Origin of the sequence: Pseudomonas mohnii (genome assembly GCF_900105115.1) — a bacterium.
GTDB lineage: Bacteria > Pseudomonadota > Gammaproteobacteria > Pseudomonadales > Pseudomonadaceae > Aquipseudomonas > Aquipseudomonas mohnii.
Window position 1 is genome coordinate 1,789,252 of record NZ_FNRV01000001.1, and the last position, 23,335, is coordinate 1,812,586.

Consider the following 23,335-nt stretch of genomic DNA (forward strand, 5'->3'; position numbering starts at 1 on the left):
GCCCCGACAGGCAGCCACGGGGATCGCAAAGAGCTATCACTGGAACCGATAACGGGCCAGGCGCCATATCCCCGGTCAATACAATACAGTGAAGATGCGCGTTATGACTCGCAGGTCACGCTATTTTGCCGAATCAGCATCACGACAGGTTATTCGACCAACGCCAAAACCAGCATCCTTGCGCACTTGATGATCTGGCGGACAGGGCAGCCCAGCAGGGTTTCAGCGTGTTTGGGGGCCAGTCCCAGGCCAGGACGAAAGGCCTGCTGAGTCACGACCGTGATCGCCAGCAAGTCCAGCCCCGTAGCGCGGTGGCACCTGAAAATGTGCGGCCAACACCTCGGGCAGTGCATTGAGGTCAGGGATGGATACTTGTGCGTCGTGGCCAGGCAAAGCCACAACATTACGATGCCCGCCTGTCTGCACCCTGACAGTCAATGCGCCAAGTGGATTGAGATTGACAAAATCCTTGGAGGGGTTGTCGCCGACGTAAACCATGTCGCCCCAGCTACAGCCTTCTGCCTGACGAATACGCTCGAAACAATGAGTGGAAGGCTTCGCATGGTGAATACCAAAACGATGCGTGATAAAGACTCGTCGAAACGCCGGAAACAGGCCCAGTGCGTCGACCTTGTTCTTCTGCACGATTTTGTGCCCGTCGGTGACGAGATAAAGTGGCACTCGCCCGCGAAATTGCTCAAGCACAACCCTGGCAGCGGGGAACAATTCGAGACGAGGACGATGATGCCGATAAATCTTCACGCAACCGGCCACTCGTGCCTTCGACCAGTGGCCATGTAACTCAAGCCATCGGTCAAAAACCCGACCTCGCCCTTCGCGCTCAAGCACTTCACGCATAAATGCCAGCGAAGACTCTGCGTCCCATCCGAAGACATCCTCACCATAACGGGCAACGGCCCCGAGCCCGCTTATGACGAAGCTGGTTTCATCATAGAGCGTATCGTCCAGGTCAAAAATAAGGATCATGGAACACCAGATCAACGGGCAGGCGAACCAGTCTCACCTCACCTGCAGTACGCTTGAATTCAGGTACCGGCCCCTGCTCAAAGGCCTCGACGAGACTCCAATAGAGCAGATCCAGCCCAGCAGCAATGGCAGCGGTGGAGGCACCGCCAAAACGGGAATTGCACTCAATGATGCGCATGTCGTCGTCATTAAGGAGGATCGCTTGCAACATCACCGGGCCACGCAAGCCCAGTGCTTCCAGCGCACGAACAGCTTCATGCTCAAGCGTTTCACTGCGAAAAGTGGTCGTGACCTGCGACTCGCCAGCGATCACACGGTCGCGCCTGCGCAGCAGCACTCCCGCAACTGCGCCACTACGATCTACCCAGCCGTCGATGCTGATCTCCGGCCCCGGTACGAATGGCTGGTAAATCGGCGAATCCAGCATTTTCGCGTGACTGCGCGCGGCATCGAGTGACAAATCAAGCCCTATGGCTTGCGCACCGGCACCGAAACGCTCCTTCACCACGTAAGGTCCGGGACCGACGGCCTCGGGCGCCGTCTCCGCCTGGATCACCGGGAGCCCGGCCTCTGCGCCGAAGTGAGCGAAAGCGAGCTTGTCGAGGCAACGTTCGACAGCGACAGTGTCAGAGACGATGACCGAGATTCCCGCTTCAGACAGCGTTGCTCTGTGGCGCGCCCAAAAGAGCAGCTCTGCATCCCGAGTGGGAAGGATCACTGCGATCCCACGCTCATGGCACCCGTTGATCAGCGCGGGCAGTTCAGCGTCGCTGAGGCGGGGCATGTTCCAGAACCCGTCAGCGACATAGCGGGCCGGCGCCTCAGGATCGAGGTCACCAGCAATGACGCGAGCATCGGGATGCACCCGCCTGGCGGCTTCCTGCATCGCGCGCAACAGGGGCGCCTTGCGTGAAGCGCTGGTGACGAGCACGTTATGGGCCCCGCGCGGCTGACTGCCCTTGATGTATAGCGGACTGCCGTTCAACTGCCTTTTTTCCATTCGCCGGCCAGCAAGCCGTGGGTCAACGAATCCGTGGGTTTGCCATCGATCAGCACATGCTCACGCAAACACCCTTCGTAGCAAAAACCCGAAGCCTCGAGTATCGCAATGTGACGGGTGCGGTGCGCGAACGTTTCGGTGCAGAGACGTCTCAGCCCCAGATCCTCAAACGCCAATTGCTTCAACAAGGCCAGGAAACGCGAAAACAGGGCAGTCAAAGCGTCCGGCTTTTTTTCCAGTTCCGGGGTCAGCAAAAATGAAACCTCGGCCCGGCGGTTAGGCCAGGAAATGTGCACCAAGCCACCGTACCCGATCAAAACGCCGTCGCTTTCGATAGCGAGCAAAATCTGCGAGGGTTCTGAGCTCTCGAGCTCTGACCAGACACGCTCAGCAAAATAACGCTTCTGTCCTTCGGCGGATATCGGTGCGGTTTGCCGCAGCACATCCATCTGTGCGTTTCGCCATTGCCGTATCGCGTCGATGTCGGACGGTTGCACGGCGCGTATATCCAGCACTCCGTCCGACAGGGACGGGCTCGGCATCACCACGTATCGAACGACGCCTGCACTCATTCGATCACCAAATAAGACGTGAGCGGATTAGAGGGGTCGCGTTTGATTGCGTAACGAGACAAACCCAGGACTTCACGCACCGCGATGGTTTCACCCGGAAACTGCGGTGTATTGAGTTCATCAAAAGCCAGCACGCTGCCCTTGGTCAGATACGGCAGGATCGCCTCGAGACAGTCGTGGGTCGGCTTGTAGATATCGAAATCAAAATAGGCCAGTGCCACGATGGTTTCGGGATGTTCCTTCAGATAATCCGGTAGCGTCATCGTGGCATCCCCCTTGACCAGTTCGTGCTTTTTCTTGTGGGGGATGGGCGCGTTTTGTGTGTGAAAATCCAGAATGCCTTCGAGCTCCTCACTCCAGTTTTCTACGACCCCATAGTCTCCTGCCTGAACACCGCCCCCATCTTGCGGCGCGACCGAAGGAAACCCGTCAAAGGTATCGAAACCGATGATCTTGCGGTTGTAATTGAATGGCTCGTGTATCCCTCTCAACGTAGAGAACAAGGCCATGTTCTGCCCCCAACGCACGCCAAACTCCATGATGGTGCCGTGAACGGGAACGATCATCTGGTAAAGCATCTGCATGAAGTTGATCCGCGACAAGGTCTGTCGTGTGAGATACAAACCGATGTTGTCCAGCAACTCGCCATCGGGTATCCGGGAGGCGCGAAGCCGGTCCACGAGAATCTGTTTGCGGTCAGTCTCGGACTGCGTCGAGCCGACCAGTGTTCGTATGGATTTGTCTGTCATGTATTGACTCCTCAGGGTTTCGGTCTAAAGAACCCGGTCAGGTTGCGACCGAACCCCACATCAGCGAGTGCAGCATAAAAGCGGTTGGATGCTTCGATACCCGCCTGTCCTATCAGTCTTTCGAGCATTAACCGGGCCCTGTGGGCTACTGGCCCCTGAGCACGATCAGCGACATAGTTCGATCCTTCATGGGCAAGAAAAAGGTCGATTGGAAAGTCGCCCTGTATCGCCAGACAATCCCACCCCGTTTCCTCAGCCGTTCGGCGCAGGGTGTCAGCCGTGAAGTACGACATATGATCGGGCGTGGCGATCCAGAACCGATCAGGTATCGCGCCCGTCGCGAACAGCGCCTCTTGATAGGCCGAGCCATCGTTTGGAACGGTGACGACCAGAAGTCCACCCGGGGCCACTAAACGGCGCAGTGATTGCAGCAGGCTTACAGGGTCCAGAACATGCTCCAGCACGTTACCCAGCCAGACCAGATCGTGCTGTTTTTTCGCCGAGATACGGGCTTCGAGCAATTCGAAGACATCACCCTGTTCGACATGGTGGGCGTAGTCAGGATTGATCTGCTGCACGCCGGCACGGCTGTAATCGATACCTTCAACCTGCCAACCGATCTGCTCGAAGAACTTGAGTACGAAGCCTTCACCGCAGCCCACGTCAAGCAGGCTACCCGGCCGATCATGACTCAAGAGCGCGCGAGCCTGGCCATACCGTTGCGCGATTCGAAGCGCTATGACCTCTAGCTCTTCCTCAGCGTAGGATTTTCGATAACCACTGGCCTCGTTCTGGAAGTAGGTTTGCGCATAATAATCGCTCAAGGCCTCTGGCGTGGGGCGATCAACCACTTCCAGAAAGCCGAACGGATGGCGGCGTAAGCGGGGATCATTCATCCAAACATCCTTTCATGCTTCAGCTCGGCAAGCCCCCAGTCTTCCTCGGTATCGATGTCCTGCACCTGCATCGCCGGCAACACAATCGAGCCAGTGTCCGGGCCCATCAACACGTGGTCGCGCAGAAATGCTTCGGTGCGAAACCAGTACCACTGCCCGGCATCGTGATAGGCAACCGGAAGATCCTGTGACCGCGCATTGAGGTTTTCAGGGAAGTTCAAGGTGATGCGACCATCCTCCTCACGCTGAAGCGATCGCCAGATTGGATAAGAAAAACCAGTGACGGGCATGATGACGTTAAAGCGGCTTCCAAGCAGCCGTTCGCGTCCGTCGGCGAGGTCACAGGGGCGCACGAAAGGCGCGGTCGGGTAGAGACAGCAGGCAAGATCGAAGTGCACGCCCGTTTGCGCGTACTGACCTAACACCTCGAGGAGAACTTGCGACGTTGTGGCGTGGTCATTTGCGGCGGCAGCTGATCGCAGGAATGGCACCTCGGCACCCCAGGTACGCGCAATGTCTGCAATTTCCGGGTCGTCCGTGCTGACCATGACTGTGTCAAAGGCACCGCTGGCGAGTGCCGCTTCGATCGACCAGGCAATCATGGGGCGACCACGGAAGGCGCGAATGTTCTTGCGAGGGATTCGCTTGCTGCCTCCCCGGGCAGGAATGATCGCGACGGCAGTCGGCGTGTCGGTCATGAATCGATCCCTCCTTCGACCATCGAGACATCCAGAGGCTCGCCAAACGCCAGTTCACGCGTTGCCCTGCGCCCGAGCACGGTATCAAGAAACTTGGGCTTGAGCCCATTACCGGGACGGATAGAGCGCACGTTCGCCTCCGTCAGTAACTCGCCCTTGGCGACAGGTGCCACGACATAGAGTGAACGGCGATTCTTCAGGACAATTTCTTCCGATCGCGTGGGCTCGAATGCCGGGGAACCGATCGCGACTTGAGCGATACGTGCTGTGGTCACGAGTTCGGCAAGCTCTGCGGGCTCCAGCGAGAAGGCACTGTCGACCCCACCCTCGGCGCGAGCCAGCGTGAAATGTTTTTCAATGACCGCAGCGCCCAACCCTACTGCAAGTGCAGATACGACCGTTCCCAACGTGTGGTCAGAAAGGCCGCTCACAACATCGAAACGCTGGGCAATCTCGGCGATCGTTGCAAGGTTTGCCTCTTCTGGCGGCGCTGGATAGGCTGCCGTGCAATGCAGCACGACAATTTCTGTTGCCCCTGCCCCACGTGCCGCTTCAACGGCCTCGCCAATTTCTTCAAGTGTCGCCATACCGGTGGACATAATGATGGGCTTGCCCGTCCTGGCCACCTTGCGAATGAGGGGCAAGTCGATCAACTCAGGTGATGCGATCTTGTAAGCGGGTGCTCCCAGGTTTTCGAGGAAATCCACCGCCGTGGCGTCAAAGGGGGATGAAAATACGGCGATCCCGATCTTGCGGCCGTGCTCGAAGATTGCCTCATGCCACTCCCAGGGCGTGTGTGCTTCCTCATAGAGTTCATAGAGGCGGCGGCCATCCCACAGACCGCCCTTAACCATGAACTCCGCACCGCAGTGATCTATCGTGATGGTGTCTGCGCGGTACGTCTGTATTTTTACCGCATCGGCGCCAGCCTGTTTGGCGGCCTCAATGATGCGCAAAGCACGGTTGATGTCACCGTTGTGATTACCCGACATCTCGGCAACGATGTAAGGCGGTTCGCCTGGACCGATGCGACGCCCGGCGATGCTGACAAACGATTGCCGATCGCTTTGCGTCAGCTCTCCCCGTGCTGCGTACTGCCGTTTCACAAAGCCACCCCAGAAGTGTTGATTATCAAAAAAGTATTCCGGATTTGATTGCTGCCACTGCGATCAGGAATGATTGCGACGTTGCTCAAGTGTTTCTACGCCTCAAGAACCAACCGTCGAAGTTGCTCGACCACGTAGCCCTGCTGTTCATCGCTCAACAAAGGAAACAACGGCAGGCTGATGGCCTCGGCGTAGTAACGTTCGGCCTGCGGGAAGTCACCTTCGAGGAAACCCAGGTCTCGATAGTACGGCTGCAAATGCACCGGGATGTAATGCAGATTTACCCCCACCCCGGCGGCCCGCAACCCTTCGAACACCTGTCGATGGCTGAGCTTGATTCGGTCGAGCTGCAGACGCACCACGTACAGATGCCACGCTGATTCAGCGTCTGCTTGTGCACCGGGCAATGTCAGCGGCAGGTCCGCCAGCAACCGGTCATAACGTGCAGCCAGCTCACGCCGACGCGCGACGAACGCATCAAGCTTGCCCAACTGCGACAACCCCAGGGCAGCTTGCAGATCGGTGATGCGATAGTTGAATCCCAGCTCCACCTGTTGGTAGTACCAGGGGCCGTGGCTGGGCTCTGTCATCTGCGCGGGATCCCGGGTCATACCGTGGCTACGCAAGCGTTGCAGGCGCTCAGCGAGGTCCGGGCGGTTGGTCAGGACCATCCCGCCTTCGGCGCTGGTGATGATCTTCACCGGATGGAAACTGAACACCGTCATCGCCGCAAACTCACCGCAACCTACCGGACGACCGGCATAGGACGCTCCGACCGCGTGGGACGCATCTTCGATGACCGTAAAGCCATAACGCTCGGCCAGTTCGGCGATGCGGCGCATGTCACAGCTCTGCCCGGAGAACGCCACGGCCACCAGCACTTTGGGCAGCGTACCGTCCTGCTCGGCCTGATCGAGTTTCACTTCGAGGGCGAAGGCATCGAGGTTCCAGGTCAGCGGATCGATGTCCACGAAATCGACGTCGGCGCCGCAGTAACGGCCGCAGTTGGCCGAGGCCAGAAAGGTGTTGGGCGTCGTCCATAAACGATCACCCGGCCCGAGCCCGGCCGCCAGACAGGCAATGTGCAGCGCCGCCGTGGCGTTGCACACCGCCACCGCGTAATCGGCCTGGCAGCGTTCGGCCATCGCCCGTTCGAAGCGCTCGATGGTCGGGCCCTGGGTCAGCCAGTCGGACTGCAACACCTCGACCACTGCGTCGATGTCCGCCTGATCAAGGCTTTGCCGACCATACGGAATCATGCCGACAGCTTCGCGTGCAGGTCGGCGATCTGCCCGACCGACAGGTAATGCGGGTTGGTGTCGGAACGGTATTCGAAGTCTTCGCTCACCGGGTAGCCGCGCTCGCCGAGTTTGTCGACGGCGAAATCGACATCGACACTCGTGAAGCGAATCGAAGGCTGGATGGTGTAGTGGTCCTTGAACTCCAGCGTCATCCGCGCATCGTCCAGCGGCACCATCAACTCATGGAGTTTTTCCCCCGGACGAATCCCGACGTTTTTGTGCGGCAGGTGCTCGGCCATGCCCAAGGCCAGATCGACGATGCGGATCGACGGGATCTTCGGCACGAACACTTCGCCGCCATGCATCCGCGCAAAGCTGTCGAGGACGAACTGCACGCCGTGATCAAGCGTGATCCAGAACCGGGTCATGCGCTCATCAGTGATTGGCAGCTCTTTGGCGCCCTCGTTGATCAGCTTGCTGAAGAACGGCACCACCGACCCACGCGAGCCGGCCACATTACCGTAGCGAACCACGGAAAAACGCGTCTGTTGCTCACCGGCGATGTTGTTGGCGGCGACAAACAGTTTGTCCGACAGCAACTTGGTTGCGCCGTACAGGTTGATCGGGCTCGCCGCCTTGTCGGTGGACAGCGCCACGACTTTCTTCACGCCGTTGTCGATGGCCGCGGCGATGATGTTCTCCGCGCCATTGACGTTGGTGCGAATGCATTCGGTCGGGTTGTACTCCGCCGCCGGCACCTGCTTGAGCGCCGCCGCGTGCACCACGTAGTCGATGCCGCGCATCGCCTGACGCATACGCTCGGCATCGCGCACGTCACCGAGAAAGTAACGCATGCATGGCGCATTGAACGTTTGCTGCATTTCGTACTGTTTGAGCTCATCCCGGGAGAACACCACCACGCGCTTGGGCTGATATTGCTCCAGCAAGCGACGGATGAAGTTGCGACCGAACGAGCCGGTGCCGCCCGAGATGAAAATCGATTTACCGTTGAACATGTCTTGAGTCCTGTTTCCCGTGCGTCGGCTCAGGCGAGCAACTGTGCCCAGTCGATACTGGAGGCTTCGCCGAGGGTAAAGCCCTTGCCGGTCAGGGAAAGGTTCTGGTTGTAGGCGACGTCATGGGCGAAGCGCGCCTGCCATTTGTCACGCAGGGCGGCTTTGACCTGAGGATCATCAGCCAGCGTGCCGGGGTGAGCAATCTGCACTTGCGGCGTCCACACAATCAGCAGACCCGCTTCGGCGACTTTCAGGCACAGATCGACATCGGCAAAGACTTCTGCGAAATGCTCCCGATCCAGCCCGCCGACAGCATCGAACACTTCCTTGCGCACCATCAGGCACGCGCCGGAAACCGCCGAACAGTTCTGTTCGACGAGCAGACGATGCATATAGCCTGTCGCATCTTTTTTCTCGCCCACGAAGGCCGATGTCACGCCCGACTCAAGGCCAAGGATCAGGCCCGCGCCGGTGACACTGCCTTCGCGATCCACCAGCTTGGCACCCACCACACCGACTTCCGGGCGCTGGGCCTGATTCAGCAGTGCTTCAAGCCAATTGGCGTTGACCACCTCGGCGTCCGCTGCCAGCAATACCAGATACTCACCCTGCGCCTGCTCGGCAGCCAGGTTGAGCAGTGCCGAAGCACTCAGGCGCTGCTGGTTTTTGATCAGGCGAATTCGCCCGCGGGCGTTCTGCTCAAGATTCTCAAGCCAGGCCAACAGCTCAGTGGACTGACTGTGATTGTCGGCAATGATGATTTCATTGTTCTGATAGCGGGTGCGTTGCAATACGCTCACCAGGCAGCGTTGCATTTGCTCCTGATTGTCATCGCTGGCAACGATGATCGACACCTTTGGCCGAGTGGCGTGACGATAGTCAATGCGCAAGCCGCCGAATGCTTCGGCAGTCACCTGCGCCTGATAACCGCGGGTTGCCAGATGGCGCACCAATGTCTGGCGTGCGTGTTCGTTTGGTTCCATGGTCGGCGCAGCAGTGATAAGCAGTGGTTCGGCCAGATGCGCCAGCCCCGCCAGCCCTCCGGCTTCGATCAAGCGCAATAGCAGGTCGAATTCCAGCGCATGACTGTACTCACGTGCATAGCCACCGACCTCCACCAATGTTTCACGGCGCACCAGCCAATGGCGGGCGGCAAGCACAGGCAAACTTTGCAACAGATCGAGGTTGAAGGCCGGGCGGAAGACGTCGCTCAGCGAACCGTGACCATGGCGATGGATCTCATCCATCGCCACTGCACGGCAACCTTCGGCGTTGAGCAACTCAAGGCTGGCCCGCAGGAACCCGGCGCTGGTGAACTCGTCCCCCGCCTCGGCCAGGAGCAGCCAGTCAACACTTGAACGCTGCGCAACCTGGTTCAGCTTGTCGACGTAATTACCGGCGCTGACCTTAATGAAATGCACGGTGTTTTGTTCGGTGGTGATCTCGGGTAATTCACCGGTAGTGAAGACCACGACCTTGAACGCCCGGAAGGCACTGTCCATCAGGCTGTCGAAGGTCGCCTGCAACTTGTTCATGTCGGCATCAAGATCCAGCAGCAGAATGCCAAACTGCGGGCCACCCTCGTGAGTCGCCAGGTGTTGATTGATTTTGCGAATCGCGGTGTCGTTCGGCTGGCGTGCCTCAAGCCAGTTCAACAACGTGCCGGTGGGCATGCTGTCGAGCAATTGACGGCTGTCGAACGTCGGCACGCTGTCCAGACGGGCAATCCAGTCGGTCAGAATCTGCGCATCGGCGCTGTGCCCCAGGTCCTGCAGTTGCCTGGCCATTTTCTGCACCACATGCCGGTTGAACGCGCCTAACCGTATGGCTTCAAGCAAGCGGTTCTGGACGGTCTCTGGCGTGTCATTGGAAAAGGTGCGCTGCAACATGTGCTGCTTGAGCAATGCGCCTTCCATTTCCTCCAGTTGCAAACGGCCTGCCGGCATCGCGTGCAACAGGAATTCAAATTCAGTCAGATGGTCGAAAAACGCTTGATTGTAGAACGGCATCTCGACGTACTGCGCTTTGCCGAAAATGCGTTTAGGACCCGTGGTGGGGTCATTCCAGTAAGACTCGAAGATCGGCTCGATCGTCAACGCATTGCGCGTGACAAGACTGTCAGCGAACACCTGGAAACTGTCCAGCGCGAAGGACGCCGTTTGCTCCGGACTCAGGTCACTGATCTGGGTGGGCAACGTTGCCAGGAATCCGGCAAACCGCTCGCGCTCGGCGACGGAACGGGCATCCGTGAACCGCAGGACGTGAATGATTTCGGTGTTGTGCTCCGAACGCCCGTAGTTGACCTCGCGCACCACGTAAGGGATCGGCAGAATCCGTGCCTTGGCCCGAGCGAGCATGTAATAGACATGGCCGATTTCCTGCCATTCGAAGATCGTGCCTTGCGGCAAGGCTTCGTACCAGTCGCGCAGCAGCGAGGTGCGTTGCACCGCATAGAACGGCGGGATGTACTGCCCCATGTAATCGAGCACGCGATCCTGAGCACGCTCGGCGTTGTAATCCTCTTTCACCTTCTTGTCGCGACGGTAGTACTGCACATTGTTGGAATGTGTCAGGTACATCAGGCAGTAACCGTGGCACATGCCGTAATCGGGGTTGGCTTCGAGGAAATTCACCGAGTCGGTCAGAGCATCGTGCAGCAGGAAGTCGTCGTCGGATGCAAGCACCATGTAGGGCGTCGTGACCTGGCTGACACCGTAGGCAAGCTTTTGCTGAAACCCGTTGTAGCTGTACTGAGGTACGTGCCGATAGTCGATCGACGGGAAGTCGGAAACGACGCTTTCGTGATCCTGACTGGATGAATCCAGCACCAGGACCTTGGCGTCGTAATTGCTGTAGTACTGCAAGGTACGACGCAGAAATGCGGTACGGTTGTGGGTAATGACCACTACAGTGAACATTTCGTTCAGCGGTCTCCCGTTGATCTGATTGTTGCTTTGAACCTGCATTTTCCTATCCCCACAACCGGCCAGTTACCTGATGCCTGAAACTGTTCTTTGATTAACGAACGCGACGCAGATAACCGTCAGGCGCCACGGTGATCAACAGCTTGTTTTGCAACTGCCGGTCGATTTCGAAATCCTTGTTCTCTTCCAGATATTTCCATACAGCGGTTTTCGGGTTATCGCCCGGTCCCCATGGACGATCCGGGAAGAAGTCGGCTGGCATGTCTTCGACCACGGTGTCCATGACCACGCAGTAACTGCCTGCCGACACCAGTGGTGCATAGAGGCGCAGCTCTTCCAGCACATGATCGTGGGTGTGGTTGGAGTCGAGAACCAGAATGACTTTCTTGCCTTTGGCCGCGGCCTGTACCTGAGCGGCGATGGCCGGGTCGATGCTCGAACCTTCGATCATCTTGATGCGCTTGGCCATCGGATGGCTTTCGATGGCTTCACGGTTGTGCGGGCGAATATCGAGGTCAATGCCCAACACTTCGCCGTGGCCTTGCAGCTCCAGCAGCGAGGCGTAGTAGATGATCGAACCGCCGTGGGCGATGCCGCACTCGATGACCAGGTCCGGCTTGACCTGCCAGATGATCTCCTGCATTGCCATCATGTCTTGTGGCAGCTGGATGATCGGACGGCCCATCCACGAAAAGTGGTAGCTGTACTTGTGGCGGGCTGATTCGTTGAAGAAGTCACGGGCCAGGCCCACGACTTTCTGGTCGTCACCCTGACGGGCGATCTCTGCCTGGCACTCGGCTTCGAAAGCTGTGTGGATGTTGTTGTCGGTCATCTGAAATTTCTCTGGGTTCACTGGAACGAAGCGCTGTCGACGGCGTGATAGACGTAGCGTCCACCGGTCATCCGCTTGATCTCTTCGAGGTAATTGGAGTTCATCACAAACAGGTTGGCGCCTTCGGGCAACGCATCCATAGCCTCTTGCGGCGAAGACACCTGAACACCGCTCAGAGGCAGATGACGCCCCTGTTTGGCGGGGTTGATGTCCACCACATGATCCACCGCCACACCCGCGCGCTGCAGGAACAACGAATAGATCACGCCCTTGGACGATGCGCCCCAAATGGCCGACCCTTGTTGCGGCGCGGCTTGAATGATTTGCACGGTACGTTCAAGGCTGGCAGTGAAATTGTCCGATAGCACCAGCAATTGCGGTGCGGCAGATGGCGCGCGGCGCAATGTAGAAAGGTCGGCGACGATGTACAGGTACTGCCCGCCAAAGAGGTGCCCGGCTTCATGCACCGTATCGAACAGGCCTCGCAAATCGGCAAGACGGAAGTAGTTCACATGTTCGTAGAACACGTCGAACCAGGCGTTGTGCTCGACGATCCAGTCGAAGCACGGCACCTCGATGTAGATTTGTCCGCCACGGTTGGCCGAGGCAATGTCAGCCAGAAAGCTGACCGGGTCCTGAATGTGCTCCAGCACATGGCGCAACACGATCGCATCGGCGGCAAGCCCCAGCTCACGGGTGAACGGCGCCTTGATCACATCGACGTTGTCGCCCTCATAGGAGGGGTCGATACCGGTGATGGCATAGCCACGCTCACGCAGCATTTCGAGGAAATAGCCCTTGCCACAGCCGACCTCGATCAGCTCGCGGCCTTTGAAATGCCGGGCCAGAATCGCCTCTACGTCATTCAAGTGATGCTGGAACTGCACCGAGTGGGCCTGTTCATTTTGGTAGTCGACGTCATAACTGAGTTGGCTGGCGTCAAAAGCCTGATTGAAGATCAGCCCGCTCTGGCTGTCCTGCACCAGCACGATATCCGCACTGCCCGATGCCTTCGCCTGTTCGGCAGTGGCGAACGTACGGTTTTGCAGCACCGGCAGCCCGTTCGCTCGATAGAGTTCATGCTGCATGTTCTTCACCCCTTAATTGGGAAATTCGCTGGGCAATACCCCAAAAAGCCATGGGCTCATGGGCGGAATAACCGTAATGCCCCAGGTTCAGCGTTATGGAGGATTGGCGCTGCCTCACGCGCGCCTCGACCAGCGCCCGCACGGATACAGGCCGGCCACTGCAACAGTTGATCACGCCACCGACATCGGGTCGGGCAATGAGCGTTGCCAACTGCGCCGCGGCCTCGGTGATCTCCAGATAGTCGCGTAGCTGGTCACCCATCGACATATTGAACTGCGCGTCGCCGGCATCGATCGCCCGGTCCAGCGCCGCCAGCAGGCTGTTGGGGTTCTGCCCTTCGCCATGCAGATAGAACAACCGCGCCCACTGCAAAGTGAACGGATGTTCCTGCGCAAGGTTCTGCAAAAAAAGGCGCAGTGTGTGCTTGGCCAGCCCATACGGATTGGATGGTTGCGGCTCGACCTGCTCGCTGAGCGGCCCGCTCTGCAGGCCATATTCGAAACAGGTGCCGGTCACCAATACGTGTTTCACACCCGCCTCGACCACGCTTTTGATAAAGCGGTAGTCGGCCATCAGGTTGTGCTCGAAATGGAACAGCCCCCGATAGTTCGGCAGCCCCGGCCATGCCAGATGCGCCAGCACATCGACGCCCTCGGTCAATGCGACGACATCGACATCGGCGGCGTGAATATCCGCCGCGATAAACTCGACGTCCTTGATCCACGGCATGCCCTGCGCAGTGTTTGCGTTGCGCGCCACCGCACGCACCTTGCAACCGCGCGTCAACAGCGCCGCGACCAGATGCCGACCGACGAAGCCCGTGGCTCCGGTCACCAGAACCTTCACAGCACGCTCAACTCAGGCACGGCGATCACGAAGCGACCCTCCCACTGACGCACTTGTGCCAGTTGCTGGCTGACTTCGTGCAGCAGGTTCCACGGCAACACCAGCACGTAATCCGGTTTCTCGATATCGATCTGTGCTGGCGCCACAATCGGAATGCGGCTGCCCGGCAAAAACTTGCCCTGCTTGTGCGGATTGGCATCGGCCACCCACGCGAGCAAGTCCGGTTTCACGCCGGCGTAGTTGAGCAAGGTATTGCCCTTGGCCGCCGCGCCGTAACCGACCACACGCTTGCCGTCGGCCTTCGCCTGCAACAGGAAACGCAGCAGGTCATGTTTGATGCGTTCGGCAGCAGGCGCGAGGGTCGCGTAGTACTCGGCAGTTTTCACCCCGGCATCGAGTTCGGCCTGCAACTGCTGTTGCACCGCCGCTTGCACCGCACGGCGTTCGCCGTCCTTGCGTTGCACGAACACCCGCAACGATCCGCCATGCGTGCTCAACTGGCTGACGTCGAACACCTCAAGGCCGTTGCGCTCGCACAGGGTCTGTACGGCGGTCAGCGACAGGTAGGAATAGTGCTCGTGATAGAGCGTGTCGAACTGCGCACCCGCCATCAGCGTCAACAGTTGCGGAAACTCGAACGTGGCCACGCCGGTTGGCTTGAGCAAGGTGGCGAAACCACCGAGGAAATCATTGATGTCCGGCACGTGCGCGAGCACGTTGTTGGCGGCCATCAGGTCGGCGCCCCAACCTTCGCTTTTCAACTGCGCGGCGGTATCACGACCGAAGAACAGTTCCCGAATCTCCAGGCCTTTTTCCCGGGCTGCCTGCGCGGTGCTGCGAGTGGGTTCGACGCCCAGGCACGCAATGCCGCGACCGGCGACGTATTGCAGCAGGTAGCCATCGTTGGCGGCCACTTCCACCACACGACTGTCAGCCGTCAGGCCGAAGCGCTCGACCATCTCCGCCACGTAACGTTCGGCGTGGGCCAGCCAGGTGCTGGAGAACGAACTGAAATAAGCGTACTCGGCATCGAACAGGCTGTCGGCGCTGGTGTAATCCTCGGTCTGCACCAGCCAGCATTGCTGGCAAACGGCGACCTTCAGCGGCACCCATTGCTCGGCCTGTTCCAGGCGATCGGCGTGCACATAGGCATTGGACGGCGGCGAAGTGCCGAGGTCGATCAGCGGCAGGCTCAAAGGTGCAGCGCACCCACGGCAGTTCATACACGCACTCCGGCAAAGTGTTGATCGAGCGCAGGATGGCTGGAATCACGCGCTGACAAATTATTGACAGGCAACGGCCAGGCAATCGCCAGCCGTGGATCGCTTATCGACAGACCGCCCTCGTGCTCCGGCGCATAATCGGCGCTGTGCAGGTAAAGCAATTCGGCGTCGTCGGTCAGGGTTTGAAAACCGTGGGCGAAACCGGCTGGAATCAACAAACTGCGACCGTCGCCAGCCTTCAGGTGCTCGGCGTGCCAGTGCAGAAAGGTCTCGGAATCGGGGCGCAAATCCACCGCCACGTCCCACACCTCACCACGCAGGCAAGTAATCAGCTTGGCTTCCGGCGCGTTGGCGTTCTGGTAATGCAGACCTCGCACACTGCCCTTCTCGCGGGTGCAGGAATGGTTGATCTGGCGGATATGAAACTCGGCGCCAAACGCCGTCAGACTGCCTTCGCAAAACAACCGGGCGAAGTGCCCGCGCTGATCTTCAAAACGCTTGTGCTGGACGCTGAACAGTCCGGCCAGCGGCAACGCCTTCAATGAAAACTCCCTCACAGCCCGCCTCGGTACAGGCTCAGTTGGCCGAGGGTGACGGCGCGCATGTCATCGCCGTTCTGCCACGCCAGATGCCAGTCGAGGGTCTGGGTCAGGCACTGCTGCAACGACCAGCGCGGCTGCCAGCCCAGCACTTGGCGGGCGCGGCTGCTGTCCAGGCGCAGCAGACCGGCCTCGTGCAGTTCGCTTTTTTCGACGCGCAGACCGCGAGCCTGTGGCCAGCGATGGGCGAGCAGTTCGACCACTTCGCCGACGCTGCGCATGTCCGCCTCACCCGGGCCGAAGTTCCAGGCACCGGCATACTCCGGGCCTTGTTCATAGAGACCGGCGGCCAGTTGGAGGTAACCGGCCAGCGGCTCCAGCGCGTGTTGCCACGGGCGCACGGCTTGCGGGTAGCGCAGGGTCACAGGCTCATCCGCCGACCAGGCTTTCAGCACGTCGGGAATCAGTCGCTCGGGGGCGAAATCACCGCCGCCCAACACGTTGCCGGCGCGCGCGGTGGCCAGGGCAAGGCCGTGCTCGTCGTACTTGTCGGCCGGGAAGAACGAAGCCGCGTAAGACTGCGCCAATAGCTCACAACATGCCTTGCTGCTGCTGTAGGGATCGTGGCCGCCGAGGGCTTCGTCTTCGCGGTAGGGCCACAGCCATTCCTTGTTGGCGTAGACCTTGTCGGTGGTCACCAGGACGCAGGCGCGCACGCAGCCGACCTGACGAATCGCTTCGAGCAGGTTGAGGGTGCCCATGACGTTGCTGGAATAGGTGCCGAGCGGATCGCGATAGCCTTCTCGCACCAGCGGCTGAGCGGCCAGGTGCAGAACGATCTCAGGCTCGGTCTCGGCGATGATTTCAAGCAAGGCCCCCAGATCACGCAAGTCGCCGCGCACATCGTTGATGCCTTCATGCACTCGCGCCAGGTCATACAGGTTCGGTTCGGTGGCCGGATCAAGGGCAAAGCCGCTGACCTCGGCGCCAAGGCTCTGCAACCACAGCGTCAGCCAACTGCCCTTGAAACCGGTATGCCCGGTGACCAGAACCCGCTTGCCGCGCCAGAAATCCGCACTCAGGCCCACTGCTTCCATGGGGCCTCCCCGCTCTGCCACAGCGCTTCGAGGTGGTTCTTGTCGCGCAGGGTGTCCATTGGCTGCCAAAAACCGGAATGCTCGTAAGCATGCAATTGCTCAAGCTCGGCCAGGCGCATCAGCGGCTCCGCCTCCCAACTGGTCGCGTCACCGGCAATGAAAGGCAATACCTTTGGCGAAAGCACAAAGAAGCCGCCATTGATCCAGCCGCCATCGCCACGGGGTTTTTCGGTGAACCCCAGCACTTGGTCACCCAGCCGCTGCAGTGCGCCATAGCGTCCCGGCGGCTGCACGGCGGTGACCGTCGCCATTTTGCCGTGAGCTTCGTGAAACCTGATCAGGTTGCTGATATCGACGTCGGAGACGCCATCGCCGTAGGTGAAGCAAAAAGCTTTTTCGTCTTTCAGATAAGGGGCGGCACGCAAGAGACGGCCACCCGTCATGGTTTCTTCACCGGTTTCGACGAGGGTGACGCTCCACGGCTCGCTGTAGTTCTGGTGCACGTCCATGCGGTTTTCCCGCATGTTGAAGGTCACGTCGGAGGTGTGCAGGAAGTAGTTGGCGAAGAAATCCTTGATCGCATAACCCTTGTAGCCCAGGCAGATCACAAAGTCGTGAATCCCGTGGGCGGAATACTGCTTCATGATGTGCCAGAGTATTGGCTTGCCACCGATCTCGACCATCGGCTTGGGCTTGAGGTGCGACTCTTCACTGATGCGCGTGCCCAAGCCACCCGCCAAAATAACTGCCTTCATCGTCTCCCCTCTTGTTCTTCACAGGGCTCGGGCAAGCTGGATCAAGCTTTTGCGGGCCTTCTGGATCAAACTTTCTGCCGTGCGGGCACTCTGCGGATTGACCGCAAGTGCTCGTTTTATGGCGATATACCGGGGGCTTGCAGGAAACGCGCCAGCTAGCGACCCAAGTGGCGGACACAAAAAAGGGGCCAGCCCGATCATGCGACCGAGCTCGCCCCTCTCATTTTGATCTGGCACCTTTAACACCCTTGCAGGATTGAAAGTGTCTCGCTAATGACGTTGTCCAGTTCACTGCCTAACCGGTAAACGCCCAGTGCCGGTATACGTCAGACGTTAAATGTTGGCCGCCAGCACTGTGCTGCTCGGATCGATCACCGCCATGCTCACCTCAATAAAAGAGCTTGAGGGGTGAAACCTGAAACGCGTGTTGGCCACGACACAAATAAAACAGGCGGCCCCATGGCCGCCTGCGGTGAACACTCGCACCTGATCAGTCAGGTAGCCAGCCCTCGATCCAATAGTTCAGGTTGTTGCCCTTGAGCATGTAATCGCGCAGCACTTCCTCGCGAAGCGCATCGCCCATGCGGTAGCTCGCATCGGGATCGGACAGGTGCATGCGAATCGCTTCAAGCCATTCCTCGGTACTGTTGCTCACGACCTTGGTGCAGGGCAGATAACCCCGATAAGCCTCGGTATCCGTGCAGATCACCGGGTACCCGCAAGCGCCGTACTCCAGCAGCCGCAAGTTACTCTTGCAGTCGTTGAAAATGTGAAATTCCAGCGGCGCCAGTGCCAGATCGAGATTCAGGCTGGCCAGCTTGGCCGGGTAAGCCTCCAGGCCAACGCTTGGATGAAACTCATGAACAAACGGCCGCAACGCGGGCGGGCACATGCCGAAAAAAACCCATTCGACTTCATTGGCCAACTGACTCACCACATCGGCAATGATCGCCAGGTCACCGTCATGGCTCGTCCCGCCGCCCCAGCCCACGCGAGGCTTGCGTGAGGTGCGGCGACGACTGGTGAGGCCGGACCACAGATGCGGCGCCAACATGTTTGGCACGACGCGAATATCATGGTGCATATCACGCAGGGCATCGGCCAGAGGCTGGGTCGAGACCACGACGCGATCACACAAGCCGACGCCACGGCGCACGATTTTATCGACCCCAACCTCGGCCTTGCGCAAGTGCGCGTTCTTTTTCGGCACATCGATTACATAATCGTCGAGCTCGAATATCCGGAAAGCGCGAGAGCCGTTTTTGACGCGCTCGACTTCATCGACCGCATTCTGGTTATAGCGTCCCTGCAACACAATCACGTCGGGAGAGCAACGTTCCAGCTCGATGTCTGTCGGCGTGTAATAAGCGAGATGCCCCACCACGCGCCCGGCGGCTTCAAGCTCGAAGAAGGGTTGAGTAACCCGGTAATGACCCACGGCACTGGCATTGATGGGAATGCCCAGTACTTTGGGCAACATCGGACGCAGGAACGGGTCCCAACCGGCTTTGAATCCCGGCTCCAGACTGAAGTTGCTGGTGCCCAGACTCAGGTTGGGGTTGTAGGCCGGATCCCTCGCCACTACCGGCATCCAACGCTGATAAAAACTCTTCTGTTCGGCTTGAATCAGCTTGGGCGCGAGGTCCACAGCAGATGACGGAGCAATTCGCATCAGCTCGGCGTAAGGCGTCCACACCACCAGGTAGCCGCTTTGCCGTACGCGCAGGCAAAAATCAGCCCCGTTGAGCGCTTGCGGCAGATCGCGATCGTCCAGGCCGTGCAGTTCATCGAATACGTTCTTGCGTACCAGCAAGCAATCGATTCCCACTGCACTGAAATTCTGTACGGTCTGCTGACGCTGCATGTAACCCGGCGTGTTGAACAGCTCGCCACGATTGGGCACGCCGGTCGTGCCGCGCAACCCCAGCACCTGGGCCGCGCCCTCGATACGCCCTTGCGGGCTCACCAGGCGACCACCGACCACGCCGACTTCAGGTCTCCGTGCGTGGTTGAGCAACTCGTCGAGCCACTCAGGGCTCACAACAGCGGTGTATGCACTCAGAAACAGCAGGTAGTCACCCCGCGCCTGACTCGCGGCAAAGTTGTGCAGCGCAGCCAGATTGTCGCCGTAATCACAGCGCAATACGCGCAACTTCTCGCTGCCCATTTGCTCGAGGGCCGACAGCCAGTTGCGGGCGTCCACAGCACTGCTGGCGTTATCGACAATCAGAATTTCATAGTGCGCGAAAGCGGTTTTCTCCAACAAGCTTTCAACGCAACGCTGAAGCGCACTCAGTCCATCGCGAGTCGCAACGATGATCGAAACCATGGCCGGCTGATCGTGCAGATAATCGACGCGGTTGATCATCGCCTGACTGCCGGCACGGATCGTGTGCGGTACACCGAGCCGATCCAGATGCGCGGCCAGTACCCGCGGGCTCTGTTCGATCACCTCAGGCTGATTCACCCACTGCGACAGGCGCAATGTGGACTCGACGAGCACTTCGGCAATGTGCCCGATGGCGTGCGGCCCGCTGCTCTCCACCAGACGCCAGAGCAGATCATGCACACCCAGTTCGCCAAAACCTCGCGAGATGCCGCCCAACTCGATCATCCGATGCCGTTGCAGAGCAAGGACCCGTCCGACATAGGGGTAGCTGCGCATCAGGTCGAGGTTGAAATCCGGTTTGAAAACCGGCTCGATTGACACCTCATCGCGCAACCCGCCTTCATCACTGTACAGACAGCGTAAGTCGGGCATTTCAACCATGCGTTCAGCGAGCAACAGCAAGGCCAGTTCATTGAGGCGATCACCAGCGCGAAGCAGATAGATCCAGTCGGCATTTTCCAACTGGGCCAGCAAGTCATTGAACTGGGCGACCGGGTCAACTTCCAGGCGCATGTGACGTACGCCATCACACGATACTTGCTGCGACGAAGACAGCACCACCACTTGCTCGGCGGCATAGGACTGCAGACGAATACTTTTGAGCGTTTCTTCCAGCGCCGAAGTATCGCCTTCGCTGTCGAGAACAATCGGCACGATGCGCGGACGCCAGCTCCAACTCTGCAAGCGGGCACCGAGCAAACGCTGCTGGGAGGGGTTCAGGGCACGGCATGACAACCACTCGCGGTACATCTGCGAAAAGCTTTCGCTGGTGTAACCAACCCGAGTGTTGACCAATGTCTGGATGAAGCCCAATTGTCGGCCGAGGGCGATTTCTTCCCAGGCATAAGCGTGCCCCTCAACCGCGTCCGCCAATGCCAGAGAACGCACCCAGCCCGGCGCGGGGGCAGGCTCACCACTGCGCAAGGCAAGCATTTGCTTGAGCCAGTCGAGTTCCGTTTTGAGCGCTGCCTTGACGGGCGCCTGCTGACTCAGTTGCGCAGGATGCAAGCGTTCCAGGCTTAACATCTGAGCCACCACCACGAGGTTGCCGCGCCGCAACAGGCAAGCGAACAGGGCGAAATCCAGACAAGCAACAAAGCCTTCCCCGATCTGGGTCAGGGCCGGCAAATATTCCAGCGCATGCCGGGTACGGATCAGCGCCCCGCTAAGGCCACTGAGAAAGTTGACCTGAGAACTTTCCAGGATGCCCAGCAGGTCCTCACCCTTGAACAGAGTGACACCTTTGGAGAAACAGCAATTGGCAACACGATCGGCCAACACAATGTGATCCGCGTCATAGAACTGCCGCTGGGCAATCACCAGATTGACGTCTTCATGATCGATGAAACCGGCGATCTGCTGGGCAATGCACTCAGTCAGCAACTGGTCGTCGTCGCACAGTAACTTCAGGTATTCACCGCTGGCCGCTTGCGCGCATGCCATGAGGTTGCCTTGAAATCCCAGACGCTGGGGGTTGCGCACATAGCGCAGGCAAATCGTTGCCGGCACCTCGCAGGCATCGACAATTTCGCGAATCTCATCGCCAGCACTGTCGTCACAGACGATCACTTCAAGATGGGGATAGGTCTGGCTCAGCGCGCTTTGCAGCGCCACTTGAAAAAACTGCGGATTGAAGGCGGGAATTGCGATGGTAACAAGAGGTGCTGGATTCACGGCGGGGAAACTCGTGAGCGGCGGGAGCTTACTTCAATGAAGTAACCCCCCGGAACCGCTGAAAAAAGACGGTTTGCTCTCGGCAGAGGCGACCTTCGCGAGATCATCGCGAAAGCACGGACTCAGACTTTGTTGAACAGGCCCAACTGAGCGATCTTGCTGAACGCCAGTTGCGATGCCTGCAACATGGTTTGCTGCAGGGTCAGGCGAGTCATCACGTCAGCCGCATCAGAATCACGAATGGCACTCTGGGTCTGGGTATTGGCCAGCACCATGCTCTGGTTGATATCGGTCTGAGTCACCAATGAAGCGCCGCGCCCCCCGACCGAACTGACGCCGATGGCCAGCTGATCGATCCCGCTGGTCAGGTTACCGATACCGGCGGTGACTGCCGCGTTCATTTTCTGAATAGCGACCGGATTATTGTTGGTCGGGGTCGCCAGCGCTGTTTTCAACTGGCTGACGGTGTCAAGAATGTTCTGGGTCTTGTGCGTATTGACCGAAACGGAGAACTGGTCGCCTGCACCCGGCGTGCCGGCCACCGTGAACGAAACACCGGACGCTGTAGCGGTCGTCCCGGCCACGGTTCCGGTGGACACCGGCTTGCTGTCAGCGGTCAATGGTGCTGCGTACAGATCAAAGTCTGTGGCACTGGTGAACTTCAGGATCGCTCCGCCATTCGGGAAGCTGGCGTTGTAATCCGTGGCGTTGGTCACAGCGGCACCGGTCACCAGTGCGGCCGACGGGTTACCCGGGCTACGCGAAGTGGTGAAGGTGTCCGGCTTGGCGCCGAAAGTGAAGCTGTGGCCGGCGATGGCGGCGTCCGGGTTGGCGCTGTCACCGCTCTTCAAATTGATGTTGAGCTTGAGATCAACACCACGGAAGCTCACGGTCTGGCTGTTGGCGTTACTGGACGAGAACACACCGTTCTGGCTGGTTTCGGCCGTCACGTCGGTACCCGCCGCGTCGGTGATTTTCAGCTGAGTGCTGCTCAAGAACGAAACAGTGTAGGGCTCACCACTGCGGAATTTGGCGTTGTAGGTCACATCGGAACTGACCTGACCGTTGGACAGCGACACTCGACCGTCATCAACGCCTGGAGCGGTGAGGCTGGTCTCGGTCCGATTGGTATTGATCGCCTGCTGGAACACGTCCCAACCGGTGCTGTTGGTGGCCATCGACTGGTTGTCACCAATCGGCAGATCAAGGGTGACCTGATCACCGTTGTAGGAGTAGGTGCCGTCAGTGTTGCGGGAGAACGGAGCCACATCACCCTTGGAGCCGGAGAAGATGTACTTGCCGTTTTCGTCCTTGGTGTTCATCAGACTGAGCAGTTGCTCTTCGATCTGCCCCAGCTCGGAGGAGTTCGCCTGACGGTCTGCATCGGTATAACCGGCGTTGCCAGCACCCAGCGCCAGCTCTTTGGCACGCTGCAACACGTTGCCGATGCTGGTCATGACCGCTTCGGTCTGACCGAGGGTCGCCTTGATAGTGGTCATGTTCGACGAATACTGATCGAGCATCGAAGCCTGTTGACCCAACTGCAGCAACCGCGAGGCGCCGACCGGATCATCTGCCGCCGTGTTGACGCGAACCAGGCTGCTGGCCTCTTCGCTGCTCTTGACCACGTTGGCGAAGTTACGCTGGTAGTTTGCCGCTGAGGACTCGTAAAACTGGCCGGTGGAAATGCGCATGGGCTACG

General features: G+C 59.0%; 19 protein-coding genes. All 19 read right to left on the reverse strand.

Annotated elements, in window-relative coordinates; all coding sequences use genetic code 11:
* Nucleotides 1–222 precede the first annotated feature (222 nt).
* Nucleotides 223–987, reverse strand: coding sequence for an HAD family hydrolase (locus BLV61_RS08455; RefSeq protein WP_090464165.1), 765 nt, complete (start codon nucleotides 985–987; stop codon nucleotides 223–225).
* The gene (locus BLV61_RS08460; RefSeq protein WP_090464168.1) at nucleotides 971–1,987 is read right to left on the reverse strand and encodes an ATP-grasp domain-containing protein; all 1,017 of its coding nucleotides are present in this window, start codon (nucleotides 1,985–1,987) and stop codon (nucleotides 971–973) included. Before BLV61_RS08460 ends, BLV61_RS08455 begins: the two co-directional genes overlap by 17 nt.
* A complete protein-coding gene (locus BLV61_RS08465) occupies nucleotides 1,969–2,559 on the reverse strand; it encodes a GNAT family N-acetyltransferase (protein ID WP_090464171.1) in 591 nt (196 codons plus the stop codon). The genes BLV61_RS08460 and BLV61_RS08465 overlap by 19 nt, the downstream gene beginning before the upstream one ends.
* The gene (locus BLV61_RS08470; protein ID WP_047532028.1) at nucleotides 2,556–3,308 is read right to left on the reverse strand and encodes a crotonobetainyl-CoA--carnitine CoA-transferase; all 753 of its coding nucleotides are present in this window, start codon (nucleotides 3,306–3,308) and stop codon (nucleotides 2,556–2,558) included. The genes BLV61_RS08465 and BLV61_RS08470 overlap by 4 nt, the downstream gene beginning before the upstream one ends.
* A gap of 11 nt (nucleotides 3,309–3,319) precedes the next feature.
* Nucleotides 3,320–4,204, reverse strand: coding sequence for a class I SAM-dependent methyltransferase (locus BLV61_RS08475; RefSeq protein ID WP_090464174.1), 885 nt, complete (start codon nucleotides 4,202–4,204; stop codon nucleotides 3,320–3,322).
* Nucleotides 4,201–4,902, reverse strand: a complete 702-nt coding sequence (pseF, locus tag BLV61_RS08480) for a pseudaminic acid cytidylyltransferase (protein ID WP_090464177.1) — start codon at nucleotides 4,900–4,902, stop codon at nucleotides 4,201–4,203. The genes BLV61_RS08475 and pseF overlap by 4 nt, the downstream gene beginning before the upstream one ends.
* Nucleotides 4,899–6,008 (reverse strand): pseudaminic acid synthase, encoded by a 1,110-nt coding sequence (gene pseI / locus BLV61_RS08485; protein ID WP_090464180.1) that lies wholly within the window; start codon nucleotides 6,006–6,008, stop codon nucleotides 4,899–4,901. The genes pseF and pseI overlap by 4 nt, the downstream gene beginning before the upstream one ends.
* 95 nt (nucleotides 6,009–6,103) lie before the next feature.
* Nucleotides 6,104–7,267 (reverse strand): UDP-4-amino-4,6-dideoxy-N-acetyl-beta-L-altrosamine transaminase, encoded by a 1,164-nt coding sequence (gene pseC / locus BLV61_RS08490; protein WP_090464184.1) that lies wholly within the window; start codon nucleotides 7,265–7,267, stop codon nucleotides 6,104–6,106.
* The gene (pseB, locus tag BLV61_RS08495; RefSeq protein WP_047532035.1) at nucleotides 7,264–8,265 is read right to left on the reverse strand and encodes a UDP-N-acetylglucosamine 4,6-dehydratase (inverting); all 1,002 of its coding nucleotides are present in this window, start codon (nucleotides 8,263–8,265) and stop codon (nucleotides 7,264–7,266) included. The genes pseC and pseB overlap by 4 nt, the downstream gene beginning before the upstream one ends.
* Nucleotides 8,266–8,294: 29 nt before the next feature.
* Complete coding sequence (locus BLV61_RS08500) at nucleotides 8,295–11,231, reverse strand: TIGR00180 family glycosyltransferase (protein ID WP_090464188.1); 2,937 nt, start codon at nucleotides 11,229–11,231, stop codon at nucleotides 8,295–8,297.
* A gap of 52 nt (nucleotides 11,232–11,283) precedes the next feature.
* Nucleotides 11,284–12,021: a cephalosporin hydroxylase family protein gene (locus BLV61_RS08505; RefSeq protein WP_047532039.1), complete on the reverse strand. Its 738-nt coding sequence runs from the start codon at nucleotides 12,019–12,021 to the stop codon at nucleotides 11,284–11,286.
* A gap of 17 nt (nucleotides 12,022–12,038) precedes the next feature.
* Nucleotides 12,039–13,109, reverse strand: coding sequence for a class I SAM-dependent methyltransferase (locus BLV61_RS08510; protein ID WP_090464191.1), 1,071 nt, complete (start codon nucleotides 13,107–13,109; stop codon nucleotides 12,039–12,041).
* Entirely contained in the window at nucleotides 13,099–13,956 is an 858-nt protein-coding gene (locus BLV61_RS08515) for an NAD-dependent epimerase/dehydratase family protein (RefSeq protein WP_090464194.1), read from the reverse strand. Before BLV61_RS08515 ends, BLV61_RS08510 begins: the two co-directional genes overlap by 11 nt.
* On the reverse strand, nucleotides 13,953–15,179 hold the full coding sequence (locus BLV61_RS08520) for a class I SAM-dependent methyltransferase (protein WP_090464197.1): 1,227 nt from the start codon (nucleotides 15,177–15,179) through the stop codon (nucleotides 13,953–13,955). Before BLV61_RS08520 ends, BLV61_RS08515 begins: the two co-directional genes overlap by 4 nt.
* Entirely contained in the window at nucleotides 15,176–15,736 is a 561-nt protein-coding gene (locus BLV61_RS08525; RefSeq protein WP_047532048.1) for a dTDP-4-dehydrorhamnose 3,5-epimerase family protein, read from the reverse strand. Before BLV61_RS08525 ends, BLV61_RS08520 begins: the two co-directional genes overlap by 4 nt.
* On the reverse strand, nucleotides 15,733–16,815 hold the full coding sequence (gene rfbG, locus BLV61_RS08530; RefSeq protein ID WP_047532049.1) for a CDP-glucose 4,6-dehydratase: 1,083 nt from the start codon (nucleotides 16,813–16,815) through the stop codon (nucleotides 15,733–15,735). Before rfbG ends, BLV61_RS08525 begins: the two co-directional genes overlap by 4 nt.
* Nucleotides 16,797–17,570, reverse strand: a complete 774-nt coding sequence (gene rfbF, locus BLV61_RS08535; protein WP_047532051.1) for a glucose-1-phosphate cytidylyltransferase — start codon at nucleotides 17,568–17,570, stop codon at nucleotides 16,797–16,799. The genes rfbG and rfbF overlap by 19 nt, the downstream gene beginning before the upstream one ends.
* Before the next feature lie 490 nt (nucleotides 17,571–18,060).
* Complete coding sequence (locus BLV61_RS08540) at nucleotides 18,061–21,633, reverse strand: glycosyltransferase (protein WP_047532053.1); 3,573 nt, start codon at nucleotides 21,631–21,633, stop codon at nucleotides 18,061–18,063.
* A 122-nt stretch (nucleotides 21,634–21,755) separates the two neighbouring features.
* Nucleotides 21,756–23,327, reverse strand: a complete 1,572-nt coding sequence (locus tag BLV61_RS08545) for a flagellar hook-associated protein 3 (protein ID WP_090464201.1) — start codon at nucleotides 23,325–23,327, stop codon at nucleotides 21,756–21,758.
* Nucleotides 23,328–23,335 lie beyond the last annotated feature (8 nt).